Below are 18,055 nucleotides of genomic sequence, written 5' to 3' on the forward strand. Positions count from 1 at the left end.
TGGGTGACGTCTTGATGACAGTGGAAAAGCGCCTGTCGCAGGGGGCTAACCCCCTCTCTGATCACGCCTTTCCATCACCGGGTCATTCCCGCGAAAGCGGGAACCTCGGTTTGTGGAGCGTCCCGTCGCGTACCAGAACAGAGATTCCCGCTTTCGCGGGAATGACCGGTGTGTGGGGTACGAGCAGTTTACTCGTACTTTTCGAGGAAGGCTTCGATCTCGAGCGCACGGAAATCCGGCAGTGCCTGATGCAGCTTGTCGTGGCTCCAGTCCCACCAGCCGAGTGCCAGCAGCCGATCGGCGATCGGGCCAGGGAAGCGCTGGCGGATCGGCTTGGCGGGCACGCCCACCGCAATGGCGAAGTCGGCGACGTCCTTGGTCACCACCGCATTGGAGCCGATGATCGCCCCATGCCCGACTTTGACCCCCGGCATGATCACCGCGCCGTGGCCGATCCAGGTGTCGTGGCCGATCTCGATGCCGTTGTCGGCTCGCCATTCGAAGAACGCCGCATCATCGGCCTCGCCCTCGAAATACCAGCTCGAGCGGTAGGTGAAGTGATGCAGCGAGGCGCGCTGCATCGGATGCTTGCTGGCATAGATGCGCACATTGGCCGCGATATTGGCGAACTTGCCGATCTCGGCATAGGCGATCTGCGTGCCCTCGACGCAGTAGGAGTAATCCCCCAGCGTCGAGCGGTTGACGTGGCAGTGCGCCCCGACCTCGGTGTACTTGCCGAGGACGGACTCCCTGACCCGGGCGGTCGGATCGATGACAGGCGCCTCGGAGAGTTTCATGCGGCTTTCCTTGCGGCGAACAGGGTGACGTCGACGATGCGGTCGGCAACCTGAGCACGGACCTCTTCGTCATGGAAAATGCCGAGCAGCGCCACACCGGCTCGCTTCTTTTCGGCAATCATCTCCACCACCACGGCGCGGTTGGTGGCATCGAGCGAGGCCGTCGGCTCGTCCAGCAGCAGCACGGGATGCGGGGTGATGAAGCCACGGGCGATGTTCACCCGCTGCTGTTCGCCACCCGAGAAGGTCGCCGGCGGCAACGACCACAGCCGCTCGGGCAGGTTGAGCCGCGCCAGCAGCTCACGCGCCCTCGCCGTGGCCTCATCCCGGGAGACGCCACGGCTCACCAGTGGTTCCGCCACCACATCGACCGTGGTCACCCGCGGCACGGTGCGGAGGAACTGGCTGACATAGCCGATGGTGTCGCGGCGGAGATCAAGCACGGTGCGTGGGCTGGCCGTCGCGAGATCGACAGGCTGGCCGTGATGCAGCAGCGAGATCGACCCGGCATCGACGCCATAATTGCCATAGACCATCTTGAGCAGGCTCGATTTGCCAGCCCCCGAGGGACCGCCAAGCACCACGCACTCGCCGGCATTGACGGTGAACCCGACACCGGAGACCACCGGCAGCACGATGCCGTCGCGCAGGTGCATGGTGAAGGACTTTGCGACGTCTGAGACTGAAAGCAGGGCGGTCATTTGTTAGACTCCGGTGCGTGGGGCCACCCCCACCCTTGATCCCTCCCCACAAGGGGGAGGGAGACGACTGCACTATCAACGCCCCCGATGAAGCGGCCCCTGCGCCTCCCTCCCCCTTGTGGGGAGGGAATGAGGGTGGGGGTGGCCGCGCGCTCCGGCGTCACCATCACACCTGCAAAATCGAACTGACGAGCACCTGCGTATACGGCTCGCGCGGGTCGTCCAGCACCCGGTCGGTGAGGCCCTGCTCGATCACGTGGCCGTCCTTCATCACCATCATGCGGTGCGACAACAGCCGCGCCACCGCCAGGTCATGCGTGACGATGATGGCCGAGAGCCCCAGATCGGCGACGAGGCCGCGGATCAGGTCGAGCAGGCGCGCCTGCACCGAGACGTCGAGCCCGCCGGTCGGCTCGTCCATGAAGACCAGACGCGGATGGGTAACGAGGTTGCGGGCGATCTGCAGCCGCTGCCGCATGCCGCCGGAAAAGGCGCGCGGTTCGTCATCGACCCGGTCCTCGGCGATCTCGGCGCGACCGAGCCATTCGATGGCCGTCGAGCGGATCCGGCCATAGTGCCGGTCCCCAACCGCCATCATCCGCTCGCCGACATTGGCGCCAGCCGACACGGTCATCCGCAGCCCATCCGCCGGGTTCTGGTGCACGAAACCCCAGTCGGTGCGCATCAGGAAGCGCCGCTCGGCCTCGCTGAGGTCGTAGAGATTGCGCCACACCTCGTCACGCATCCGGTACTCGGCAAGGCCGGAGGTCGGCTCCAGCCGGGTCGAGAGACAGTTGAGCAGCGTCGTCTTGCCCGAGCCGGATTCCCCGACAATGGCCAGCACTTCGCCCGGCCACAGCTCGAACGACACATCGGCGCAGCCCATCCGGCTGCCGTAGAACTTGCTGAGCCGGTCGACCCGAAGCAGCGGCTCGCTGGCTGAGACTCTGGTGTTCATTCTGCTGCCTCCAGGGCGTGGCCGGCGAGCTTGCCGCGGTGGCCGTGCTCGCGGCGATCCTCGCAATTGTCGGTGTCGGAGCAGACGAACATGTGCCCGCCCTTGTCATCTAGGATGACCTCGTCGAGATAGACCCCGGTGGCGCCGCACAGCGCGCACGGCTCCTCGAAATGCTGGATCTCGAACGGATGATCCTCGAAATCGAGGCTCACCACTTCGGTATAGGGCGGTACTGCGTAGATGCGCTTCTCGCGCCCGGCGCCGAACAGCTGCAGCGCTTCCGACATGTGCATTTTGGGGTTGTCGAACTTCGGCGTCGGCGAAGGGTCCATCACGTAGCGGCCCTCGACCTTCACCGGATAGGCGTAGGTCGTGGCGATGCGGCCATGCTTGGCGATATCCTCATAGAGCTTCACATGCATCAGCCCGTATTCCTCGAGCGCATGCATCTTCCGCGTTTCGGTCTCGCGCGGCTCGAGGAAGCGCAATGGCTCGGGGATCGGCACCTGGTAGACCAGCACCTGCCCCTCGGTGAGCTTGGCTTCCGGGATACGGTGGCGGGTCTGGATGATCGTCGCCTCTTCGGTATGGGTGGTCACCTCCACCTGAGCGACCTTGGCGAAGAAGGCGCGGATCGACACCGCATTGGTGGTGTCGTCGGCACCCTGGTCGATGACCTTCAGCACGTCATTGGGCCCAATGATCGAGGCGGTAACCTGCACCCCGCCAGTGCCCCAGCCATACGGCATCGGCATCTCGCGGCTGGCGAACGGCACCTGGTAACCCGGCACCGCGATGGCTTTGAGAATAGCCCGGCGGATCATCCGCTTGGTCTGCTCGTCGAGATAGGCGAAGTTGTATTTGGCGATATTCATTCTGCCGCCTCCGCGGGTGACGTGTCTTCGATGCTTCCGGGCACCTCCCCCCTTGCGGGGGAGGCTGGGAGGGGGGGAGCCACACGCTCGGAGCCTGGGGCTCCCCCCTCCCCAACCCTCGCCGCGAGGGGGAGGGTGCCGGCCGGTGCGTGAACATCGTGCTCGGCGCGCATCTCGCGCAGCAGCCCGAGCTCGCCCTGAAAATCAACATAGTGCGGCAGCTTCAGGTGCTCGACGAAACCGGTCGATTGCACGTTGTCGGAGTGCGAGATGACGAATTCCTCGTCCTGTGCCGGATGGTTCACGTCCTCGCCGAGCTCGGCGGCGCGCAGCGAGCGATCGACCAGCGACATCGCCATGGCTTTGCGTTCGGCCTGACCGAACACCAGCCCGTAACCGCGGGTGAACTGCGGCGGCACCTTGGCATTGCCCCTGAACTTGTTGACCATCTGGCACTCGGTGACCCGGATACGCCCGAGGTTCACCGCGAAGCCGAGCTCCGGAATATCGAGCTCCACCTCGACCTCGCCGATGCGGATCTCGCCGACGAACGGATGCGAGCGGCCATAGCCGCGCTGCGTCGAGTAGCCGAGCGCCAAGAGGAACCCTTCGTCACCGCGGGCCAGCGCCTGCAGGCGCCGATCACGGTTCAGCGGGAACTCCAGCGGTTCGCGGGTGAGATCGCCGATCTCCTCCTGCACTTCGGACACGTCGGGCTCGATCAGCCCCTGGTGATCGAGCAGGTCAGTGACCCGCGGCGCCGGCTCGTCTGCGCTGGCGCGCGCCATGGCTTCATCGACCGCAGCGCCCTCGGCAATGCTGGGGTCGAGCAGGCGGTGCGTATAGTCGAAGGTCGGTCCGAGTAGTTGGCCACCCGGCAGATCCTTGAACGTCGCCGAAACGCGGCGCTCGATCTTCATCGCCGCAGTGTCGATCGGCTTCGAATAGCCGAAACGCGGCAGCGTGGTGCGATAGGCGCGCACCAGGAAGATCGCCTCGATCAGGTCGCCGCGCGACTGAATGATGGCCAGCGCCGCCAGCTCGCGGTCATAGAGCGAACCCTCGCCCATGGCGCGATCGACCGCGAGGCCGAGCTGTTCGATGATCTGGTCGAGGCGCAGCGCCGGCACCGAGCGATCGCCGCGACGGCGATCGGCGAGCAGCCGGTGAGCATTGGCAATGGCGGCCTCACCGCCTTTGACGGCAACATACATGGCTCAAGCCTCCGAAATACGGGTGGTGCGCGGCAGGCCGACCACCGTGCCAGAACGAACCAGCAGCAAATCGACGCCGCGGGGGAAGCGGGTGCGGTTCTCCGCCCACTGCTCGATGAAATCGCCGCCGGGCAGCGGCAGCTCGGTGCTGAACTGGTCCTTGATCCCCGGCCCTTTGAGGGTCACGGCTCGGGTCCCGGCGCCGACAGCGAGGACGACCGTGGTCGAGCGATCCGGGTACTCGTCAGTCCCCTGCCCAAAGCGATCGAGCGCCGGCAGCAGTGCCACATCGCTCACCAGTGCGAACGCCGCCGCGCCGATATCCGAGGTCAGCGGCGCGCCGCAGTGGAAGGCCAGCCAGGCCACTACCGCCTCGTTGGCGGCGAGCACCGGGTCGAGCCACACCAGCGTATCGTGGTCGCAGAGCGTCAGCGCCACGGCGCCGAGCTCCGGCGCCAACGGCGCCGGCGGCAGCGCATCGGATGCGATCGACTGCACCGAGCCCGGACGGGCCAGCGCCTCCATCACGGCGCGGAACACGCTCTGCGCCCCCAGCACCAGGTCGGCGAAGCCACCTTCGATTGTCGTATCCATCAATCGTCTCCCCGGACCATGGTGAAGAAGTCGACCTTGGTGGCCGCCGTCTCGTCGCGGAGTTTTGCATCCGCGGCGGCCTGCTCTTCACGCAGCGGCCGCAGCACCAGCGTCTCTACCGCTTCGGCGTCGCGCTGCAGCAGCGCATCGAACAGCGCCGACTGCACTGCCTTGTCGCCGTCGCGACCGAGGCAATAGGCGTGCCCGACCTCGCCGGTTTCGAGCCAAACCGTGGCGCGGGTGACCGTCGCTTCGCCGAGGTTAAAGGCGTTACCGCCACCGCCGGCGCGGCCGCGCACCATCACCAGCCCGGTCTCCGGGCCACGCACTCTGTGGTAGGCCGGCTTGTCGGACCAGGCGGCCCAGAGTTCGCCGAGCCGCTTCGGCGTGGCGTGGCTCAACACCGCCATCGCCTCCTGCCGGGGGTTATTTGCAGGCGCCTGTTGCATTGGCTCTTACTCCAACTTGTATAGTAAAATAGACAAGTGATGTCGTTTCGCCCCGCTATAGGCCGACCGTGTGAAGATGCAATGACAATCTTGAGCCGTACCGAAATCGCCCCGGCCGGAGGCGTCGCCCTGTGGCGCCAGATCGCCGACGCCATCCGCCTCGACATTATCGGCGGCAAACTCGAAAGCGGCGACAAGCTGGCCGGCGAGCTGAGTCTGGCCGAGCGTTTCGGCGTCAACCGCCACACCGTCCGCCGTGCCCTCGCCGTGCTGGAAGAGGAAGGCGTGCTCCGCGCCGAGCACGGCCGCGGCACCTTCGTCGCCGAAGCGCGCCGCCTCAGCTACCCGATCGGCCGCCGCACCCGCTTCTCCGAAGGCCTCGCCGGGCAGGTGCGCCAGCGCAGCAGCCAGTTGCTGTCATCGAAGATCGAGCGGGCCACGGCGCGCCTCGCCGAGGCGTTGGCGGTGAAAGTCGGAACGCGATTGATCCGGCAGGAGACGGTCTCCTTCGCCGACGGCCGCCCGCTGGCCCGCGCCAGCGGCTGGTTCCCCGAGGCCCGCTTTGCCGGGTTCGATACCGCCTATGTCGAAACCGGCTCGGTCACCGCCGCGCTGAGGCGCTATGGCATCGAGGACTATTCGCGCGGTTCGACCCGCATCTCGGCGCGGCACGCCACCACGGAGGAAGCACAAGCGCTGAAGCTCGCCCCGGGCGCGGTGGTGCTGGTGTCGGACGCCGTAGACCTCGACGCCGAGGGCGTCCCGATCCACGCCATGCTGACGCGCTTTCCGGCGGATCGGATGGAGCTGGTGGTTTAGGGGTCTGGTGTTCGGTGCCCCACCCTCATCCGGGCTTCGCCCACCTTCTCCCATCAAGGGAGAAGACCCGACTGAGATGCCAGTGGAGGACCCTTCTCCCCTTGTGGGAGAAGGTGCCCGAAGGGCGGATGAGGGGTGGGCCCCACGCACTACCGCGCGAGCGATATCCCCGCCTCCGCCAGCATCCGATCCACATCCACCGTCTGCCCTGACGCGATCGAAGCGTTGGCCGCGATGCCGGTGAGGATCGACCACGCCCCCTCCTTGTGCGTCGAGGCCCGGGCATAGCGATCCGGCTCCATGCTCTCAGGCTCGAACAGGTAGCCCAGCATCACCGGGTCGGCGCCGCCATGGTCGCCGTGGCCGGCCCACACGTCCACGGCCTCGGGCAACCCGCCGGCGAGATGCAGCGTGGTCGTCATCGCATCTTCCTGCGCCTTGTCGCGGACCCCGCCGAACACCCCGTGCACCTCGACATGCCGGTGCGTCAGCTCACCCTTGGTGCCGTGGAACTTGATCTCGAGGCCCTCCCACGGGCTGTAGGCGCACAGCGTGTAGTTGAGAAACACGTCGTTGGCGTATTTCACCTGCACCTGCATGGTGTCTTCGATGGTGATGTCATCGGCGAACACGCACTTGTCGCGCAGGTACCCGTCATCATCCTCGGCATCGAGGTAGAGCTCGCGCAGCGCCGGATCGCGGGCAAGATCCAGCCGGTACTCGCACCGGTCGAACACCGGGCAGTCATGGCAGCGCTCGCCATGCGCGCCGAGCCCCAGTTCCTCGGCCATCTCCGGCGTATAGAACACCCGCTTGCCATTGGCGCTGACGGTCTTGGGGGTCGAGGCCACCCACCAGTTCATCAGGTCGAAATGGTGGGTGGATTTGTGCACCAGGAGGCCACCGGATTTCTCCTTGTAGCGGTGCCAGCGGCGGAAATAATCGGCGCCGTGCACCCGGTCGAGATACCAGCGGAAGTCCACCGCGGTGATGTCGCCGATGACGCCACTCATCAACAGGTCTTTCAGCTGCGTGCGGGCCGGCGTGTAGCGATAGTTGAAGGTGACAGTGAGCCGCTTGCCGCTCTGCTGCTGCGCCTCGAGCACGGCGCGCAGCTTAGCCAAATCCACCGTCATCGGCTTTTCGGTCATCACGTTGCGCCCGGCCTTCAGCGCCGCGACGATATATTCGTGATGCAGGTAATCCGGCGTGGTGACGATCACCGTATCGGGCTGCTGCTCGGCGATCATCCGCCCGAAGTCAGCCGCCTCGTAAGTAGCGATGCCGTTGCCCTTTTTGGGGATCTTGCCGGCCGAAAGCGCCAGCCGGGTCTCGTTCACGTCGCACAGGGCGACCAGGTCGTTGCCTTCCGCATGCGTCTGGGTGATCGCCTTGCGGAACATGGCGTGGCGCCCGCCGACGCCGACTATCGCGTACTTCACTGGGGGTGTCCTCGTCGGGTGTTATGCCACCCGGGGTCCTCCAGCGGGTCGCCCCGAAATAATTCACCGTCTGGTTACTTAGTCAAGTCTTGGCTCCCCTCCCCCCGCGGCGCTACCGCGTCCGCTAGGAGGGGAGGGGCTGGGGGTGGGGGTGGTGAGGCGGGCACTGTGCTGACTGCGCCACCCCCTCCCTCAATCCCTCCCCTCAAGGGGGAGGGAGGCGGAGTCTGCAAGGTCGAGGCATCCTTCGCGTCCAGACATGGAAGAGCCGGACCGCTGTGGCGATCCGGCCCCCCGATGGAACAGGTTGAAGCGGCGATCAGTAGGTGGCGCGGCCACCGCTCAGGTCGAACACCGAAGCCGTGGTAAAGCTGTTTTCCTTCGACACCAGCCAGGCCACCATGTTCGCGGCTTCCTCGACCTCGAGGAAGCGGCCGCGCGGGATGCGGCTCAGCATGTAGTCGATGAATTCGGGCTTCAGCTCGTCGAGAATGCGGGTCTTGGCCGTCGCCGGGGTGATGACGTTGATGGCGATGTCGTACTTCGCCACTTCCTTGCCCACCGCCTTGGTCATGCCGATGACACCGGCCTTGGCCGCGGCATAGGCCGAGGCGTTCGGGTTGCCTTCCTTGCCGGCGATCGAAGCGATGTTGACGATGCGGCCGAAATTGCGGGCCTTCATGCCCGGCAGCACGGCGCGGTTGACGTAGAACGCACCGTTCAAGTCGATGTCGATCACCCGGCGCCATTCGTCGAGCTCGTATTCATCGAGCGGGGCGTTCTTGCCGGCGATGCCGGCGGAGTGGACGAGGATATCGAGCTTGCCGAGCTTGCCTTCGACTTCCGCTACCGCGGCGGCGACGGCGTCGTAATTGGTGATGTTGACCGCAACGGTCGAAGCGGCGGCGCCGAGCTCGGCCCTGGCGGTCGCGAGGAGGTCGGCATTCATGTCCCACAGGCTGACCTTGGCGCCGGAGGCAACCAGGCGCTTGGCAATGGCGAAGCCGATGCCCTGCGCACCGCCGGTGATGACGGCCACCTGGCCGTTGAGATCAATCTGGTTCATGAAACTCTCTTATTAGGTCAGGCGAACGGCTTTAGCAGACCGCGATCAGCTATTTCCATACCGAAGCCCGGCGCGCTACTGACCTTTAGTCGACCGTTCTGCGGCAGGTCTTCGCCGCTGAACAGCTTGCCGAAAATCGGGCGGATCGAGCGCCCGTCAGGACTGGCCGCCACATACTCGCACAGCGACTGCGCCGGCTGGCTGGCGATGAACTGGTACGAGTACGGCCCCGACCCGTGCGGGATCACCGGGATATCGTAAGCCGCCGCCTGTGCCGCGATCTGCAGCAGCGCCGTCAGCCCACCCACCCACATCACGTCGGGCTGCAGCACGTCGATGGTGCGCTCCTCGATCAGCCGGCGGAAACCGTAGCGGGTATATTCGTGCTCGCCGGTGGTCCACTTGAGGGTCGGGTGCGCCTGCTTCAGCAGCCGGAACCCCTCGATATCGTCGGGGTGCAGCACCTCTTCCCACCAGTAGATGTCGAGGTGCTTGGTCTTCTCGGCGAGCCGGATCGCGTAAGGCACCGTCAGCGCCATGTAGCAATCGACCATCAGCGGGAAATCCGGCCCCACCAGCTCGCGCTGCGCGGTGAGGAATTCGATGTTCTTCAATAGCCCGTCTTCGCCATCGAAATGGCTGTGGGGCAGCGGCACCTTGGCGCCCCAGAAGCCCAGTTCCTTCACGGCGTCCGGCGCCGGGCCGGTGCAGTAAAAGCTGATCTCGTCATGGCACTTGCCGCCGATCAGGTTGTAGACCGGCTCGCCGCGGAGCTTACCGACCAGGTCCCACAGCGCCAGGTCGACCACCGAGATCGTGGCGATCGGCATCCCCTTGCGGCCATAGGGCATCGAGGCCCGGAACATCTGGTCCCAGATTTTCGAGGTATTGCGCGCATCCTCCCCGACAAGGAAGCGGCTGAAGTGGTTGGCCACCAGCCAGGCCGCCGGCGGGCCGCCGAAGCCGGTGGCGACACCGGTGACGCCGGCCTCGCTCTCGATCTCGACGACGATCGAGCCCATCACCCCGATGCCCCAGGATTGGCGCGACGCCTTGTACTCAGCGTAACCCGACATCGGGTTGGCGATCAGCGTGTCGATCAGCCAGTGGCCGCGCCCCTGCTGGAAATAGTCGCCGCCGTCCCCTTCACTCGTAACGAGCGAAACGCGCACGGCCTTGATGGTGAAGTCGGACATGGAAAGCGGCCGTTTCGGCAAGAGATCAGGGCAAGAGATCAGGAAGCGAAATCAGGCGAGGTGGAAGACCTGTCGGAGCTCAACGACTTCAGGCGTGCCGTCGTCATTATAGTCCATGATGTCGTCCATGAACTTCCACCAGCGCTTGTTGATCTCGGTCTTGGGGAGATCGGCCATGGTGTGGTCGGCAGTGCGCACCAGTGTCGCGAACAGCTCGTCGGTCTCCGGATCGTGCCAGATCGAATAGTCGGAAACGCCGGCGTCGCGCAGCGCCTGGCTGAGCTCGGGCCAGATCTCGTCGTGGCGTTTCTTGTATTCGGCAATCTTGCCGGGGTGCACCTTCATGCGAAAGGCGATGCGCTCGGACATCGGTTTCTCCTATTGCAGGTTGACGTAGAGCCCGCCATCGACCAGCAGCGCCGCGCCGGTGACATAGGAGGCCATGTCGGAAGCAAGGAATGCGACCACCTTGGCCACATCCTCGGGCTCGCCGAAGCGGCCCAGCGGGATGCGGTTGTTGAGGTATTCGCGCTTCTTGGGGTCGGACCAGTCGTCCTTGTTGATGTCGGTGGCGATGGCGCCCGGCATCACCGAGTTGCAGCGGATGCCATAGGGCCCGAGCGCGATGGCCACCGACTGCATCAGCGAATGCACCCCCGCCTTGGTCGGGGTGTAATGCGTCTGCATGGCGCCGCCGACCAGCGCCGAGATCGACGAGGTGGCGACGATCGCGCCACCCGTGCCCTGGTCCTTCATCCGGTTCGCCGCCGCCTGCACCGCGTAGAACGCCCCGTTGAGGTTGACCCCAACCACCTGCTGCAGCAGCGCCGGCGGCATGTCGAGGAAGGCGTGGAACGGGCAAATCCCGGCGTTGGACGCAAGAATATCGACACCGCCGAACGCCTCAACCGCCGCCTGCACCAAATCGGTGCTGACCTGCGGGTCGGCGATATCGCCTTCCACCGCGATGGCCCGGCGCCCCAGCGCCTCGATCTCGGCGACCGTCTCGTCATGCGCGGTGTCGCGGGCAAAGCCGTGGTCGGCACCGGCGAAATAGTTGATCACCACATCGGCGCCCTGCCGGGCGAGCTCCACCGAAATGCCGCGGCCGATGCCGCGCGATCCGCCGGTGACGATGGCGCGCTTGCCTTCAAGCAACATGGCTAAACCTCACCCTTCGCCTGCATCACTTCGAGCGTCGAGCGGTGCACGCTCAGCAGGTGCGCCTGCATCGCCGCTTCCGCTGCTGCCGCATCGCGTGCCTCGAGCGCGGCGACGATCACCCGATGCTCGGCCAGCGAGCGCTCCAGCACATTGGGGGTTTCCGCCGCGATCCGCCGGTACTCCATGCCGAGCACGTAGAGCGAGTGCGAGATGGTGACGAGGAAGGTGTTGCCGGTCGCCGCGGCGATGGTCTCGTGGAACTCGGTATCGGCGAGCCGGAAGCCGAGGGAATCGTTGGTGAGGTGCACCTGCGCCTCGACCAGCTTGTGGAGCTTGGCCAGTTGCGCATCGGTGATCAGCCCGGTGGCCATCCGGGCGATCGAGCCGTCGATCATCCGCCGGCTCTCGTACAGCGAGCCAAGATTCTGGCTGTCCAGCGTGATGAGGAACTGCAGCGGGCCGAGCAGGTCCGAGGCCTCGAGCCCGGTGACATAGATGCCGCCGCCCTGCCGCATTTTCAGGACGCCGAGTATCTGCAGCCCGCGCAGCGCTTCGCGCAGGCTCGGTCGGCTGACCTGCATATAGGTAGCGAGTTCCCGTTCCGGCGGCAGCTGGTCGCCCGGCTTCAGCGCCTTGGTCCGCACCATCTCGAGCAGGCGCTTGGCCACCTGCTCGGCGACGGAGCTGCTGCGTTCGATAGGCGCATAGGACTCAACCGCGATCATCACTCACCCAGGGCGCGATTGCGCAACTGATCCAGACTCACCGCGAGCATCAGGACGACGCCGCGCGTCACATCCTGCCAGAAGCTCGATACGTTGAGCAGGGTCAAGCCATTGTTGAGCGTGCCCAGGATCAGCACCGCCAGGAGCGTCCCCCACACCGAGCCGCGCCCGCCATTGAGGCTGGTGCCACCCAGGATGATGGCGGCGATGACGGTGAGCAGCTGCGAGCCGGCGGCGTTCGGCCCGGCCGCCCCCAGCATGGCGCCGAGGATGGTGCCGGCCACGGCGCCGGCCAGCGCCGAGATGACGTAGAGCACGATCACCGTGCGCTCGACCGGAATGCCGATCAGCCGCGATGCCTCGGCATTGCCGCCCGCCGCATAGATGAAGCGGCCGAACTTGGTCTTGGTCATCACCAGCCAGAGCGCGAAGAAAGTGACCACCATGATGATCAGCGGGATCGGGATCGAGAACAGCCGCTCGTTGCCGATCCAGTTGAAGCCAGGGATCATCAGCGGCCTGGTGAGGCCGCCGGTCAGCACCAGCGCAATGCCCGAAACGATGCTCATCATCCCGAGTGTCGTGATCAGCGGGTTGAGCTTCAGCCGCGTGGTGAACAGCCCGTTGGCGACGCCGATCGCCGCGGCGAGCGCCAGCGCCAGCCCGACCGCCACCCAGACCGGCACCCCGAGCCCGACCAGCAGCGAGATCATCACCCCGGTCAGCCCGGCGATCGCCGCCACCGACAGGTCGAGCCCGCCGGCAATGATCAGCGGCGTCCCCGCCGCGGCCATCAGCCCGATATAGGCGACGTTGAGCCCGATCTGCAGCATGTTGCGGGTGTTGAAGAAGAACGGCGACAGGATCGAGAACACCGCGATCAGGATCAGGTAGAACACCAGGAGCATGGCGACGCCCGACCAGGGCTTGGCGAGCAATTCCATGAACCGGCGCTTTAGTGACGGGGCGGCGGCAGCGGTCTCGGTGGTGGTAGCCATGGCGATCCTTCAGGCAGTTTGGGTTTCGGCCGTGGCGGCCATCAGCGCAGCGGGAGTGACCCCGCGCGGGAATTGTTCGACGACGCGCCCGCGGTCGAGCACCAGCGAGCGATCGGAAATGCCGGCGACTTCTTCGACATCGGACGAGAGGATGATCACCGCATAGCCCTTGGCGGTGAGCTCGCGCAGCTTGCCGTAGATCTCGCGACGCGCCCCGATATCGACGCCGCGCGTCGGCTCCTCGAGGATCAGCAGCTTCACCCCCTCGACCAGCCAGCGGGCGAGACACACTTTCTGCTGGTTGCCGCCCGACAAGGTCCTGAGCTTTTGCTCCGGCCCGCGGGTGCGGATACCGAGGTCGCGGATCCAGTTCTGCGCGTGCCCGGTCTCGGCTTCGGTGGAAACGAACAGCCCGCGGGTGAAGCGGCTCTGGAACGGCAGCGCGATGTTCTCGCGCACCGTCAGGTCGGCGATGATGCCTTCCTTCTTCCGCTCGGCGGCGACGAAGCCGATACCGGCCTCCTTGCCGTGCTGCGGCGTCGACGGCCGGTAGGGTCGCCCATCGAGCGTCACCTGGCCGCTGCGTTCGCTGTGCACCGCGCCATAAAGCGCCCGGCCCAGCACTTCGACGCCGGAGCCGACCAGCCCGAAGATGCCGAGGATCTCGCCCGAGCGCACCGCAAAACTGACATCGGCAATCTTGCCGCGAACGCCAAAACCTTCGACCTTCAGCACGTCGGTGCCGGGTGGCGGGGGAGGTTCGGTCGGATAGAGATCGCCGGCGGTGGCGCCGAGCATGGCGGCCAGCACTTCGGCTTTGTTGGTAGTGGCGGTGACGAAGTCGCCGGCATTGCGGCCGTCGCGCAGCACCACGATGCGATCGGAAATCTCGAACACCTCGCTCATGTAGTGCGAGATATAAACCACCGAGACGCGCTGCTCTTTCAGCCGGCGGATGATGGCGAACAGGAGTTCGGCTTCCTGCTCGGTGAGCGCGGCAGTCGGTTCGTCCATGATCAGGATCCGCGCCTGCCCGGCAATGGCGCGGGCAATCTCGACGATGCGCTGCTCGGCCACCGACAGGCGCTTGACGTCCTGGTGTGTATCGAGCGCCTCGAAGCCCAGTTGGGCGAGGAGCTCGGTGGCGCGGATATGGATGGTCTTGTAGTCGACCTGTTTGAAGCCGAAGCCCGGCTTCATCGGCAGATCGCCGAGGAGGATATTCTCGCCGACGCTGAGGTCGGGCATGACCGAGATTTCCTGCGGCAGCAGCTTTACCCCGGCCGCGATCGCGTCAGCGGGCTTGCCGAACACCACCGCCTGCCCGTCGACTTCGACGGTCCCAGCATCGCGGCTGTAGAGCCCGGTGAGAATCTTCACCAGTGTCGACTTGCCGGCGCCGTTCGAGCCGAGCAGCGCCACGACCTCTCCGGCTTCGAGCGTCAGCTCGACATTGCTGAGCACCGGGACGCCGCCAAAGGACTTGTCGATGCCGCGCATCGAAAGCCGTGCTGTGCTGGACATACGATAACCTGTCGGAAAAAGATTGGGACGGTGGCTGATGCCACCGTCCCAAGTCAGGGTCAGTTGGTCGGGATCAGGTTGAGCGAGTCCTGCAGCTCGGGGAGCTTGCGGATCTCCTCGAGGTGGGCCTTGTAGGCGTCCTCGGGCAGCTCGAAGGTGATCGCATCCGGCGTCGCCGAGCAGGCGAAGTCCTTGTAGAACTCGCAGACATTGCCGTCGGTGACCATGTAGTGGGTCATCAGCACGGTGTCCGGAACCTCCTTGCCGGCCAGCTCCATCAGGGCCAGCGGCACGAGGAAGTTGCCGTAGCGCTCGGGGAAATAGCCCACCGAAGCGACGAAGGCCGGCTCGTCGATCAGCGTCTGGATTTCGTCGGCGCCCATGCCGACGACGATCAGGTCAGCCTCGCGGCCCGCCTGCTTGACGGCGCGCAGCATGCCGGTCGCCGCCTGGTCGTTGATCGCCGTCACCATGATCGGCACGCCCTCGGGAATCCGCCCGATAACGTTGTTCATCTGGGTGAAGCTCTCTTCCAGCGTATTCTTGGTGTCGATCTTGATCACCTGCGCATCGGCGAACTCGCCGACGGCACCCTTGAAGCCGGCCACCTGGCCGTTGGTGCGCATCGCCGGCACGGCGCCCGACTGCGGCAACTCGCCGACCACCAGGTAGCCGGTCTTCACCTTGTCGGCGCCGAACTTCTGGATCGCCGCCTGGCCGAGATAGGCGCCGCCCATGAAGCCCGACTTCGGGTTGTTGGCGCCGAAGAAGGTGGCGCCCGGCATCGGGATGTCGATGGCGATGACCTTGGTGTTGGCCTCGTTCATCTTCTGCATGATGGTGGCGCCGAAATTCGCATCGGTCTGGAATTCGATGACGAAGTCGACATTGCGCTGCAGGAAGCTCTCGGCATTGGCCAGCGCCGTGGCGCCATCGAGCCGGTTGTCGACGATCTGCAGGTCGATGCCCGCAGCCTCGGCATTGGCGACGATGCCCTGCTCCACCTTGAGGCAGAACGAGATATCGCGCTGCAGGTTGGCAAAGCCGATGGTCAGCTTCTGACCGTTGCGCGGCGCATTGGCGGCGATCGCGTCGACCACCATCGCAGCGAGCTGCTCGGCGCTCACCATGTTGCCGTCAAAACTGGTCGGATCGAAGCCGTGGAAATCCTCGGCGAAGGCGGCGCCCGACATAAGGGCCGCCGTCAGCCCGGCGATCGCAGCCAGGCGCAGACTCTTCAGTCGCATGTTCTCTCTCCCTTGTATTGGACAATTGGTCAGTCCAATTATCCAAGCTCATATCGCGTCCATTTTCCGGGCGCAAGCCAGTTCTGGCTATTTGGTCAGACCAATTATGCGTTGACCACTCCTCGCGCTTGACCGTACGGCTAGCGAAAACGGGAGGTCCGAATGGCAGATCAGGCGTCCGCACCGTTGTCGGTGCTGGCTTATGGCGATTCCAATACCTGGGGCGCCGTGCCCCAGCCTTATCGCGGCGCCGGCGGCCGCTTCGGCGTCACTCAGCGCTGGCCGCGCATCATGCAGGCGGCGCTCGGCGCCGGCGTCAACGTCTTCGAGGAGGGGCTCAACGGCCGCACCACCTGCGTCGACGATCCGATCGAGGGCGAGATCCGCAACGGTGAGCGCTACCTGCCGGTGTCGCTGATCACCCACATGCCGCTCGACCTGGTGATCATCATGCTGGGCACCAACGACCTGAAGGCGCGGCTGTCGATGACTGCGGGCGATATCGCCGATGGCGCCGGCAAGCTCGCCGACCTGGTGCGCCGCTCCACTGCCGGTCCCGAGGGTCTCGCCCCCGAAGTGCTGCTGGTGTCGCCCGCCCCGCTGGCGAGGCTCACCTGGCTCACCGAAATGTTCGAAGCCGGCAGCGCCAAATCGCAGAAATTCGCCGCCGAATACGCCCGCGTCGCCAAGGCCTATGGCGTGCACTTTTTCGACGCCGGCAGCGTCATCAGCTCGAGCGACGACGACGGCATTCACCTCGACGCCGGAGCGCACCAGACGCTCGGTTTGGCGCTGGCGGGGGAAGTGCGGCGGATTTTGGAGATCGGTGCCGCCTGAACGGAATTGCTCCGCTGGTGCGGTGGAACGCCTTCTCCCCTTGTGGGAGAAGGTGCCCGAAGGGCGGATGAGGGGTTCTCTCCGCCCACTCAGTCGCTCGTCGCTACGCTCCGATCGCGCATCGCCTGGCGATGCGGGACCCCTCATCCGGCGCTGCGCGCCACCTTCTCCCACAAGGGGAGAAGGCAAGCCGGTGGCTAGGCCACTCTCGGAGCCGAGAGCCCGGTGGCTACCCAAGGCTCAACGCCTTCACCACCGCCTCATCCACCTCGATCCCAAGCCCCGGACGCGTCGGTGCGTAGGCAAATCCACCCTGCTGGCGGATCGGTTCGTCGACCAGGTCCGTCTGCACCACGACCGGGATCGGCTTGAACTCGAACAGCCGCGCATTGGGCGAGCAGAGCGACAGGTGGAGGCTCGCCGCACTGAGGATCGCCGTGCTCCAGGCATGAGCATTGATGGTGATGCCGGCCGCGCCGCACAGCGCGTCGATCTTCGAGAACCCGGTGACCCCCTCGGCGCGCGACGGGTCGACCCCGAGCACATCGACTGTGCCGGTCTCGATCAGCCGCTGGTAGCCGGTGACGGTGAACTCGCGCTCGCCGGTACCAATCGGCATGTTGGGCAGCGCCGCCTTCAACGCCCGGTAGTCGTCGATGCGGGTCGGATAGAACGGCTCCTCGATCCAGCCGATATCGTACTCGGCCATCCGCCGCGTCGTCGCGATGCCGGTATCGCGGTCCCATTTCACCCCGTTGCCGACATCGACGATGATCTCGAAGTCGGGCCCGAGCGCCTCCCGCAATTCGCGCACGAAGGCGACGTCGTTGTCCGGGTCCTGCCCGATATTGGAGAGGCCGCGCTTGCCGAAGCCGAGCTTGGCGCCGCGATAACCCTCGGCCTGGTAGCCGACGATCTCCTCGACGCACAGCGCCCGTGTCGCCTTGTTGACGTGGCTGGAGGAATAGGCCGGCAGGCTCTCATGCGCTTTGCCGCCCAGCAGCTCATAGAGCGGCTTGCCCTCACGCTTGCCCTCGATATCCCACAGCGCCATGTCGAGCGCCGAATAGGCGAAGCAGGCAATGCCGCCTTCGCCGTACCACCAGGCATGCGCCCGCATCTTCTCCCAGGCTGTCGTGATGCTGATCTCGCCGGCAGCAGCGAGCAGCGGCCCGAAGCCGGTATCGATCAAGGTCTTGGTCGCCCAGCAGGCCTCCGGCCACATGGCGATGCCCTCGCCCCAGCCGACCACGCCATCCACCGTCTCGACCTTGACCAGCACCGTCTGGCGCAGGTTGCCGTGGTCGTTGGTGTCGGCATAGCGGATCACGTGGCTGGTAATCTGGCCCACGCGCATTGCGGCATCTCCCTCGACGGCCTGTTGCCCAGCCCTGCTTGGCGTTGACTAGCACCGAGGGCGCTGCTAGGTCAAGAAGTGGTCAGACCACT

The 18,055-nt window shown here is 65.6% G+C and carries 19 protein-coding genes; 2 read left to right on the forward strand and 17 right to left on the reverse strand.

Annotated features, from left to right (window positions below; all coding sequences use genetic code 11):
• Positions 1–188: 188 nt before the first annotated feature.
• From ASC89_RS26215 to phnG, 7 genes are all read right to left on the reverse strand, one after another.
• Positions 189–797, reverse strand: coding sequence for a DapH/DapD/GlmU-related protein (locus tag ASC89_RS26215; protein WP_056003572.1), 609 nt, complete (start codon positions 795–797; stop codon positions 189–191).
• Positions 794–1,498, reverse strand: coding sequence for a phosphonate C-P lyase system protein PhnL (gene phnL, locus ASC89_RS26220; protein WP_056003575.1), 705 nt, complete (start codon positions 1,496–1,498; stop codon positions 794–796). Before phnL ends, ASC89_RS26215 begins: the two co-directional genes overlap by 4 nt.
• Positions 1,499–1,664: 166 nt before the next feature.
• Positions 1,665–2,456, reverse strand: a complete 792-nt coding sequence (gene phnK / locus ASC89_RS26225; RefSeq protein ID WP_056003578.1) for a phosphonate C-P lyase system protein PhnK — start codon at positions 2,454–2,456, stop codon at positions 1,665–1,667.
• Positions 2,453–3,331 (reverse strand): alpha-D-ribose 1-methylphosphonate 5-phosphate C-P-lyase PhnJ, encoded by an 879-nt coding sequence (locus ASC89_RS26230; RefSeq protein ID WP_056003581.1) that lies wholly within the window; start codon positions 3,329–3,331, stop codon positions 2,453–2,455. The genes phnK and ASC89_RS26230 overlap by 4 nt, the downstream gene beginning before the upstream one ends.
• Positions 3,328–4,545, reverse strand: a complete 1,218-nt coding sequence (locus tag ASC89_RS26235) for a carbon-phosphorus lyase complex subunit PhnI (protein ID WP_082533617.1) — start codon at positions 4,543–4,545, stop codon at positions 3,328–3,330. The genes ASC89_RS26230 and ASC89_RS26235 overlap by 4 nt, the downstream gene beginning before the upstream one ends.
• 3 nt (positions 4,546–4,548) lie before the next feature.
• Complete coding sequence (phnH, locus tag ASC89_RS26240) at positions 4,549–5,139, reverse strand: phosphonate C-P lyase system protein PhnH (RefSeq protein ID WP_056003583.1); 591 nt, start codon at positions 5,137–5,139, stop codon at positions 4,549–4,551.
• Positions 5,139–5,588 carry a phosphonate C-P lyase system protein PhnG gene (gene phnG, locus ASC89_RS26245; RefSeq protein ID WP_056003586.1) on the reverse strand — a complete coding sequence of 150 codons (450 nt, stop codon included), beginning with the start codon at positions 5,586–5,588 and terminating at the stop codon, positions 5,139–5,141. Before phnG ends, phnH begins: the two co-directional genes overlap by 1 nt.
• An 81-nt stretch (positions 5,589–5,669) precedes the next feature.
• Here phnG and phnF point away from each other — a divergent pair, with 81 nt between their 5' ends.
• Entirely contained in the window at positions 5,670–6,407 is a 738-nt protein-coding gene (gene phnF, locus ASC89_RS26250) for a phosphonate metabolism transcriptional regulator PhnF (RefSeq protein WP_156384783.1), read from the forward strand.
• A 149-nt stretch (positions 6,408–6,556) separates the two neighbouring features.
• Here phnF and ASC89_RS26255 read toward each other — a convergent pair whose 3' ends face one another.
• From ASC89_RS26255 to ASC89_RS26295, 9 genes are all read right to left on the reverse strand, one after another.
• Positions 6,557–7,849, reverse strand: coding sequence for a Gfo/Idh/MocA family protein (locus tag ASC89_RS26255; RefSeq protein ID WP_056003589.1), 1,293 nt, complete (start codon positions 7,847–7,849; stop codon positions 6,557–6,559).
• 319 nt (positions 7,850–8,168) lie between these two features.
• Complete coding sequence (locus ASC89_RS26260) at positions 8,169–8,915, reverse strand: SDR family NAD(P)-dependent oxidoreductase (RefSeq protein ID WP_056003592.1); 747 nt, start codon at positions 8,913–8,915, stop codon at positions 8,169–8,171.
• A gap of 17 nt (positions 8,916–8,932) precedes the next feature.
• The gene (rhmD, locus tag ASC89_RS26265; protein WP_056003595.1) at positions 8,933–10,111 is read right to left on the reverse strand and encodes an L-rhamnonate dehydratase; all 1,179 of its coding nucleotides are present in this window, start codon (positions 10,109–10,111) and stop codon (positions 8,933–8,935) included.
• Between the two features lie 51 nt (positions 10,112–10,162).
• The gene (gene rhaM, locus ASC89_RS26270) at positions 10,163–10,480 is read right to left on the reverse strand and encodes an L-rhamnose mutarotase (protein ID WP_055886967.1); all 318 of its coding nucleotides are present in this window, start codon (positions 10,478–10,480) and stop codon (positions 10,163–10,165) included.
• Positions 10,481–10,489: 9 nt separating this feature from the next.
• Positions 10,490–11,272, reverse strand: coding sequence for an SDR family NAD(P)-dependent oxidoreductase (locus ASC89_RS26275; RefSeq protein WP_056003599.1), 783 nt, complete (start codon positions 11,270–11,272; stop codon positions 10,490–10,492).
• 2 nt (positions 11,273–11,274) lie between these two features.
• Entirely contained in the window at positions 11,275–12,000 is a 726-nt protein-coding gene (locus ASC89_RS26280) for a FadR/GntR family transcriptional regulator (RefSeq protein ID WP_056003602.1), read from the reverse strand.
• Positions 12,000–12,998, reverse strand: coding sequence for an ABC transporter permease (locus ASC89_RS26285; protein ID WP_055886975.1), 999 nt, complete (start codon positions 12,996–12,998; stop codon positions 12,000–12,002). Before ASC89_RS26285 ends, ASC89_RS26280 begins: the two co-directional genes overlap by 1 nt.
• A gap of 9 nt (positions 12,999–13,007) precedes the next feature.
• Positions 13,008–14,522: a sugar ABC transporter ATP-binding protein gene (locus ASC89_RS26290; protein ID WP_056003605.1), complete on the reverse strand. Its 1,515-nt coding sequence runs from the start codon at positions 14,520–14,522 to the stop codon at positions 13,008–13,010.
• A 59-nt stretch (positions 14,523–14,581) separates the two neighbouring features.
• Positions 14,582–15,769 (reverse strand): sugar ABC transporter substrate-binding protein, encoded by a 1,188-nt coding sequence (locus ASC89_RS26295; RefSeq protein WP_055886981.1) that lies wholly within the window; start codon positions 15,767–15,769, stop codon positions 14,582–14,584.
• A 162-nt stretch (positions 15,770–15,931) separates the two neighbouring features.
• Between ASC89_RS26295 and ASC89_RS26300 the strand changes: the two genes are divergently transcribed.
• Positions 15,932–16,606, forward strand: coding sequence for an SGNH/GDSL hydrolase family protein (locus tag ASC89_RS26300; protein ID WP_056003608.1), 675 nt, complete (start codon positions 15,932–15,934; stop codon positions 16,604–16,606).
• A gap of 229 nt (positions 16,607–16,835) precedes the next feature.
• Here ASC89_RS26300 and ASC89_RS26305 read toward each other — a convergent pair whose 3' ends face one another.
• Positions 16,836–17,963 (reverse strand): mandelate racemase/muconate lactonizing enzyme family protein, encoded by a 1,128-nt coding sequence (locus tag ASC89_RS26305; RefSeq protein WP_055886988.1) that lies wholly within the window; start codon positions 17,961–17,963, stop codon positions 16,836–16,838.
• Positions 17,964–18,055: the final 92 nt, after the last annotated feature.

This window comes from Devosia sp. Root413D1 (assembly GCF_001425235.1).
Taxonomy (GTDB): Bacteria; Pseudomonadota; Alphaproteobacteria; order Rhizobiales; family Devosiaceae; genus Devosia_A.